At 61.5% G+C, this 6,072-nt stretch carries 8 protein-coding genes and 1 pseudogene; 1 reads left to right on the top strand and 8 read right to left on the bottom strand.

The genetic code is table 11. From position 1 onward, the window contains the following. The 7 genes from AO268_RS23495 to tatA all read right to left on the bottom strand — a co-directional run bounded on the left by AO268_RS23495 (nucleotide 1) and on the right by tatA (nucleotide 4,677). The gene (locus AO268_RS23495; protein WP_099170002.1) at nucleotides 1-1,374 is read right to left on the bottom strand and encodes an ATP-binding protein; all 1,374 of its coding nucleotides are present in this window, start codon (nucleotides 1,372-1,374) and stop codon (nucleotides 1-3) included. Then, a complete protein-coding gene (locus AO268_RS23500; protein WP_099170003.1) occupies nucleotides 1,350-2,015 on the bottom strand; it encodes a response regulator transcription factor in 666 nt (221 codons plus the stop codon). The genes AO268_RS23495 and AO268_RS23500 overlap by 25 nt, the downstream gene beginning before the upstream one ends. An 88-nt stretch (nucleotides 2,016-2,103) precedes the next feature. Next, the gene (locus AO268_RS23505; protein WP_099170004.1) at nucleotides 2,104-2,535 is read right to left on the bottom strand and encodes a hypothetical protein; all 432 of its coding nucleotides are present in this window, start codon (nucleotides 2,533-2,535) and stop codon (nucleotides 2,104-2,106) included. Nucleotides 2,536-2,553: 18 nt separating this feature from the next. Next, nucleotides 2,554-3,318, bottom strand: coding sequence for a COG4705 family protein (locus AO268_RS23510; protein ID WP_099170005.1), 765 nt, complete (start codon nucleotides 3,316-3,318; stop codon nucleotides 2,554-2,556). 89 nt (nucleotides 3,319-3,407) lie between these two features. Continuing rightward, nucleotides 3,408-4,172, bottom strand: a complete 765-nt coding sequence (tatC, locus tag AO268_RS23515; protein WP_099170006.1) for a twin-arginine translocase subunit TatC — start codon at nucleotides 4,170-4,172, stop codon at nucleotides 3,408-3,410. Then, nucleotides 4,169-4,462 carry a Sec-independent protein translocase protein TatB gene (gene tatB / locus AO268_RS23520; protein WP_099170007.1) on the bottom strand — a complete coding sequence of 98 codons (294 nt, stop codon included), beginning with the start codon at nucleotides 4,460-4,462 and terminating at the stop codon, nucleotides 4,169-4,171. The genes tatC and tatB overlap by 4 nt, the downstream gene beginning before the upstream one ends. Beyond that, the gene (gene tatA, locus AO268_RS23525; protein ID WP_076963710.1) at nucleotides 4,462-4,677 is read right to left on the bottom strand and encodes a twin-arginine translocase TatA/TatE family subunit; all 216 of its coding nucleotides are present in this window, start codon (nucleotides 4,675-4,677) and stop codon (nucleotides 4,462-4,464) included. Before tatA ends, tatB begins: the two co-directional genes overlap by 1 nt. Before the next feature lie 161 nt (nucleotides 4,678-4,838). Between tatA and gspK the strand changes: the two genes are divergently transcribed. After that, nucleotides 4,839-5,804, top strand: coding sequence for a type II secretion system minor pseudopilin GspK (gene gspK, locus AO268_RS23530; protein WP_076963709.1), 966 nt, complete (start codon nucleotides 4,839-4,841; stop codon nucleotides 5,802-5,804). Nucleotides 5,805-5,932: 128 nt separating this feature from the next. On the opposite strand, the pseudogene AO268_RS23535 reads toward gspK, so the two are convergent. Continuing rightward, nucleotides 5,933-6,072 (bottom strand): annotated as a pseudogene (locus AO268_RS23535) (IS4 family transposase); the annotation flags it as partial.

The following is a 6,072-nucleotide window of genomic DNA, read 5'->3' on the forward strand; positions in this document are numbered from 1 at the left end:
TCATTGCTGCTGCGAGATCAAGGCGCGATCTGATCCAAGCCAGACCGTGACACACAATCCCCGTTTCTCCAGTGCATCGGTAAACGACAGTTGCACCCGCGCCCCGGTACGATCGGTGATGGCCTTGACGATGGACAAGCCCAGGCCGGAGCCGGCCTCATCGGTACCCAGGCTGCGATAAAAAGCGTCGAAGACCCGTGCGTGGTCTGTCTCTGGAATGCCGGGGCCCGAGTCCTTGACCTGCAGTTTGACCGTGCCTGAAAACGCCTCCACCGACAGGTCAATACGCCCGCCCTCGGGGGTGTAGCGAATCGCGTTATCCACCAGGTTCTTGACCAGCGTGAACAGGTCCATTTCGTTAAAGTGAACGCGCACATCCTCGGTACTCTCGACGCCGATATCGATCTGTTTGCGTTCAGCCAGTGGCACGAGGTCTTCCAGGACCTGTCGGTAGATGTCGAGTACTGAAATCTCTACCTGCGACCTTGCCACTGCCGACTGGGCCGCTGCCAGGCTCAGGAGTTGGTCAATCAGTTTGCGCGCGCGTTCGAGGCCTCGTGACAGTGCCAACAGGCGGTCCCTGGCCTGGGCCGACATTTCGGTGCCTGCCAGTCGTTCAGCTTGCAAGGACAAGGCGGTCATTGGCGAGCGCAGCTCATGGGCTGCGTCGGCTATAAAGCGGCGCTGGTTGTCCATGGACAGGGCCACCCGTGTCAGCAAGCGGTTAATGGCTACGACAAACGGGCGGATTTCGCTGGGCAGATGCTGTTTATCAATCGGGTGCAAAGCCTGTTCGGCACGTTGGTCGATTTCTGCGGAAAGGGTTGCGATTGGTCGAAATAGCTTGCGCACCAGGTCGCCTACCACCAGTGGCAACACTGGAAACAGGATCAGGAACGGCAACAAGCTGCGCCAGGCGCTTTCCCGCGCGTCTTTGTCACGGACATCGGACTCCTGGGCCACTGCAATCCGTTTGCCGCTGGCGGTGGTCCTGACCTGTACACGAAAGGCTTCGCCAGCAATCTCAACGGTAGACAGGCCATCGGCAAGGTTCGTTGGAAATGGCAAGGGCAATGACTCATCGGTGGTGCCAGGTGTGTCCTGGCCGTCGCCAAGGTATTGAATAACCAACCTGGATTCTTCGTCATCACCGTCCGGGGCTTGGCCTTGCGGGTATTGCAAGGTCATCTGCTGGCGATCGAACAGCATGGCTACTTGGCGCAGGGTGTCGTCCTGCTGTTCGCGGGCCTCCTGGAAGGCTGAGAAAAAAGCAAAAATACTCGCCACCAGGGCCACCAGCAAAATCGTAAATGACAGGGCCACGCAGAGGCGTAGTTGCACCGATTCACTCAAGCGTTTTTTGAAACCATCCATCCCATGCCCCTGACATTCTTGATCACATGACTGCCCAACTTGCGCCGCAAGGCGTGAATCAGGAACTCGATGGCGTTGCTTTCAACCTCGTTGCCCCAGCCATAGAGGCGGTCTTCGAGCTCGCTGCGCGAGAGGATCGCTCCCGGACGAATCAACAGGGCTTGCAACAAGGCGAACTCACGGCTGGAAAGGGCGACAGCACCATATTCGGCGGTCGTTGCCTCTTTGGATAGCAGGTCCAGCGACACCACGCCGTTGTCGAGCAAAGGCAGGGCGTTGCCGCCCTTACGGCGTAGCACGGCACGCATTCGGGCCAGTAGTTCGGCCATGTTGAACGGCTTGAGCAGGAAATCGTCGGCGCCCCCATCGAGACCCTGCAGGCGGTCCTCCAGGCTGTGGCGCGCGGTGATGATCAGCAAGGGGACTGGGTTGTTGCGCTCGCGAATGGCCGCCAGTACCTGCAAGCCGTCTTTACCGGGCAGGCCCAGGTCTAGCAGCACCAGGTCGTAATGATGGGTATCCAGGGCGGCAAGGCCGCTGACGCCATCCTTGACCCAATCGGTGGCATAGCTCGCATCGCTGAGCGCGCGCTGGATAGCATCGCCAATCATCGGGTCGTCTTCGACCAGCAGTATCCGCATGTCCCTCTCCAGAAAAACCGGCGCGGCAGAGAGCTGTCGCGCCTGTATTGAAGCACCTGTGGGGATATTTGTCCGCCCAGGGCTTGCATCAGCCTTTCATCGTGTCGAAGGTCTTGAGCAGGTCATCCATGGCGGCCTTGCAAGCGGCCTGTTGCGGGCTCTTGTCGCGCAGTGCCGAGAGCGCGCGGTCGATGGCCTTGTCCAGCACATGCCAGTCTGCCGCGGCGCGAGGCTTGATACCGGCTTCAGCGGAGTCCCAGGTGGACTCCAGGTCCTTGATCCGGATTTTTGCCCCCGGCAGATCGTTTTTGTCGACCAGGCTGGCGACATCAGTGGCAATGCGATGGAACGTGGACAGGTCGCCGAGGTTCGAGGCCGTCCTGATCGGGCTGCTTGCCGAGCCCAATGTGACATTTTTCAAGGGTTCATCGGCGGGTTTCGAGCAGCCCGCAGCGATGCCCAGCAAAAAGATCGAAGAAACGAGGGCGACGCGGCGAATAAGGGTGCGAATCTGGCGCATGGTGATTTCCTTGGTGGGCTATTGAGTGAGCGTTCTGCGATTACCGACGTTCACTTGCGCGACGGTAACCAGCAAGACAATGACGCAGAGGAAGATCGCACTGGTCCAGCTGGCGCCCATGCCAAGGCCTCCGTAGGTCTTGGACTGAGTCAGTAGGTCACCGAGCGAGGCGCCGAATGGGCGGGTCAGGATGTAAGTGATCCAGAAAGTCAGCACCACATTGCCACCCAGGCGCCAGGCGAGCAGGGTCGCGGTGATCATCAGCGCGAAAATTCCCGCGCCAAGAGTGAAGCCCAGGCCCAGCGCTTCGGTGGCCAGGTCTCCGGCGGCGGTACCCAGGGCGAACGTACACAATACCGTCGCCCAATAAAACAGCTCGCGCCGCGGGGTAACGATGTCGCGGATCGAGAGGTTGTGTTCGAGCCGGAACCAGACCAGAAAATTGATCGCCAGTAAAACCGAGAAGAGAGCGGTGCTGGTGTACAGGCTTACGTCCAGGTTATCGGTGAGGATATCGGTGATCTGCGTACCGACGATACTGACCAGCACCACGGTCAACCAATAGATCCAGGGGGTATAGGCCTTGGTACGCAGTTGGCAAAATAGGGCGATAGCCAGCAGGGCGGCCATACCGATGCTGGTCCAGCCGGCGCCAAACCCCGCATCGACGGCGAGATAATCCGCGCCGGTTTCGCCCACGGTGGTGGACAGGATCTTGATTGCCCAGAATGACAGCGTCACCTGGGGTACTTTGTTCAGCCAATGGGCTGCTGTGGCATTCATCCGGGTTACCTCTCCGTGACTGCGCGGGGTTGGCGCAAGGGAGAAGGTACGGCACGAAACTTAGCTGGGACTGAGGGCGCCTGCCAGCCTCAGGCCACCGGCTCAGGAGCGGGTGCTTCCGTGCGCGGGGTGCTCACCGACCGGCTGGCCAGCAGCCCCAGCTCGAACAGAATCCACATTGGCACCGCCAGCATGGTTTGCGAAAACACATCCGGCGGAGTCAGCAGCATGCCCACCACAAAGCAGCCGACGATCACATACGGGCGGCTGTTTTGCAGGGTCTGCACATCGGTGATGCCGGCCCAGATCACCAGGAAAGTCGCCACCGGGATTTCAAAGGCCAGGCCGAACGCCAGCAACAGCGCGAGGATGAAATCCAGGTACAAGGCGATATCGGTCATCATCGCCACGCCGTCCGGGGTCACGCTGGTAAAGAAGCCGAACATCATCGGGAACACCAGGAAAAACGCAAACGCCATGCCCGCGTAAAACAGCACCACGCTGGCGGCCAGCAGCCAGGCGGCGGTGCGGCGCTCCTGGCGGTACACGGCTGGCGCGATCATGCCCCAGGCCTGGTGCAGCAACAGCGGCATGCTGATGAACAGGGCGATCATCAGGGTCAGCTTGAGCGGTGCCAGGAACGGTGAGGTCACCCCGGTGGCGATCATGGTGGCGCCGCTGGGCAAGAAGTCGCGCAACGGTTGCGAGACGAAGCTGTAGAGCTTTTGGGCAAAGGGGAACAGCGCGCAAAACACCAGGACGATCGCCAGGACACAGCGCACCAGGCGCGAACGCAACCGGGTCAGGTGGCCGGTCACCGACAGGCGCGGGGCAGGCAGGGGCAGGTCGCTCATGGGGCAGGGTGTCCTGGGGAAGGGGGGGTGGCTGGCGGCGGAGCGTCCAGGCGGATGCCGTCGCGCAGTTGCTGCTCCAGTTGCCGCAAGGGTTGCTGGTCGATGCCCTTGAGCAAATGCTCGTTGTCCAGTTCCTGGGTGACCTGGGCCTTGAGCGTGTTCATCGCCCGCTTGGCCCGGCCCAGCCACAGCCCGGCATTGCGCGCGGCAATCGGCAGGCGCTCGGGGCCCAGCACCAGCAGGGCCACCAGGCCCACCAGCAGCAGTTCGCTAAAACCGATATCGAACATCAGCGTTGGCTGTCAGCAGGGCGCTGAGGTTCGGCGTGTACCTCAAGGCTGGTCTTGTCCGCCGCCTGGGCGCCGGGTTCGTTGCCCATGGAGGAGCGAAAGCCCTTGATGGCCTCGCCCACATCGCTGCCCAGGCCCTTGAGGCGCCGGGTGCCGAACAGCATGACCACGATCAGCAGCACGATGACCAGTTGCCAAATCCCTATACCACCCATAACGCCACTCCAAGCCATTGATTTGAAATATGAAGGCGCAGTTTGCCGAGGCTTTATGACGGCGCGGTGACGTTTTTGCGGGAATTGTGTGAGCCTGCCACCTGGTTGAAACATCCACTGTGTTGACTGTCGCCAGGATCGACATAAAAGGTGGCAGGGCAATGGACAGAAAACGGCAGCAGGGGGCGGCATTGTTGATGGTGCTGGTGGCCCTGGCGATGCTGGCGGGCGGCATGGCCTGGATGGTCGAGCAGGGGCGCCAGCAGGTCGACAGCGTGCGCCTGGTGCAACAGCGGGTGCAGGCGCGGGCCATCGAGCGGGCGGCGCTGGCCTTTACCGAACAGGCCCTGCAAGACCCGCTGTGGCGCGCCAGCCCGTTGTTCTGGCAGGCCATGCGTGGGCAGCCGTTGAGCTACGACTTCAAGGGGGGCAAGGCGAGCATTCAGATTCGCGATCTGCACACCTGCTTCAACGTCAACGCCCTGATTGGCCCCGAAGCCGAGCGAGCCCAGCGCCAGTTGGTGCATCTGCTGGGCGCCGACATGGCCGCCGAACGCCTGGCCCAGACCCTGGCCGACTGGCTCGACGCCGACCAACAGACCCGCCTGCAAGGTGCCGAAAGCAACGAATACCTGCGTCAATCACCACCACGCCTGGCGGCCAATCAACGCATGCGCGATATCAGCGAGCTGAACCTGCTGGCGCTGCCCGACCCGCTGCGGGCGTTGCGCTACCCGCAGTTATGCAGCCTGGACGAGACCGCTGGCTGGCGCCTGAATGCCAATGCGTTGAGCCTGGACATGCTACCGCTGCTGGATGCGTTGTATGAGGGTGAGGTGTCGCGTTCGCTGCTGACCCGGCTGGTCAGTGCGCGCCCGGCAGGGGGCTATCGCGATGCCGGCGAACTGCGCCAGGCTTTGGGGGCGGTGGATGACGCACTGTTCGAGCGCTTGAGCGAAGGTCTGCAGCTCAATGGTGACCACTTCCTGCTGCAACTGGATATCGACCTGGATGGCCAGCGGTTTCGCAGCCAGTACCGTGTCGAAGCCCAGGGGGTGGTGAAGTGGCATGCGCGGGTGCCGGCGCAGGGCATGCTGCTGCGCTCGCGGGAGCCGTTGCCGTTATAGAAAAAAACAGTGGGGCCGCGGGCTTGTGTGGGAGCGGGCTTGCCCTAATGCCAGTCAGTTAAGCCCTCCCGCTTTCTTTTTGGGGTATTTGACCGGCCTATGTGGGAGCGGGCTTGCCCTAATGCCAGTCAGTTAAGCCCTCCCGCTTTCTTTTTGGGGTATTTGACCGGCCTGGGCTTGACCACCCTGGGGTAACTTCGTTGACGCCTGGCAGGTAACATGAAGTGTTGAGCCTGAGTGCGCAGCTCTGCCAGCCGCTTAGGAATCG

This window comes from Pseudomonas sp. ICMP 8385, assembly GCF_002699915.1.
Taxonomy (GTDB): domain Bacteria; phylum Pseudomonadota; class Gammaproteobacteria; order Pseudomonadales; family Pseudomonadaceae; genus Aquipseudomonas; species Aquipseudomonas gessardii.

What these genes read in the sequence shown, in the direction of transcription:
- AO268_RS23510 (WP_099170005.1), bottom strand. Translation starts at nt 3,318, where the DNA reads ATGAATGCCACAGCAGCCCATTGGCTGAACAAAGTACCCCAGGTGACG.
- gspK (WP_076963709.1), top strand. Translation starts at nt 4,839, where the DNA reads ATGGACAGAAAACGGCAGCAGGGGGCGGCATTGTTGATGGTGCTGGTG.
- tatC (WP_099170006.1), bottom strand. Translation starts at nt 4,172, where the DNA reads ATGAGCGACCTGCCCCTGCCTGCCCCGCGCCTGTCGGTGACCGGCCAC.
- tatA (WP_076963710.1), bottom strand. Translation starts at nt 4,677, where the DNA reads ATGGGTGGTATAGGGATTTGGCAACTGGTCATCGTGCTGCTGATCGTG.
- AO268_RS23495 (WP_099170002.1), bottom strand. Translation starts at nt 1,374, where the DNA reads ATGGATGGTTTCAAAAAACGCTTGAGTGAATCGGTGCAACTACGCCTC.
- AO268_RS23505 (WP_099170004.1), bottom strand. Translation starts at nt 2,535, where the DNA reads ATGCGCCAGATTCGCACCCTTATTCGCCGCGTCGCCCTCGTTTCTTCG.
- tatB (WP_099170007.1), bottom strand. Translation starts at nt 4,462, where the DNA reads ATGTTCGATATCGGTTTTAGCGAACTGCTGCTGGTGGGCCTGGTGGCC.
- AO268_RS23500 (WP_099170003.1), bottom strand. Translation starts at nt 2,015, where the DNA reads ATGCGGATACTGCTGGTCGAAGACGACCCGATGATTGGCGATGCTATC.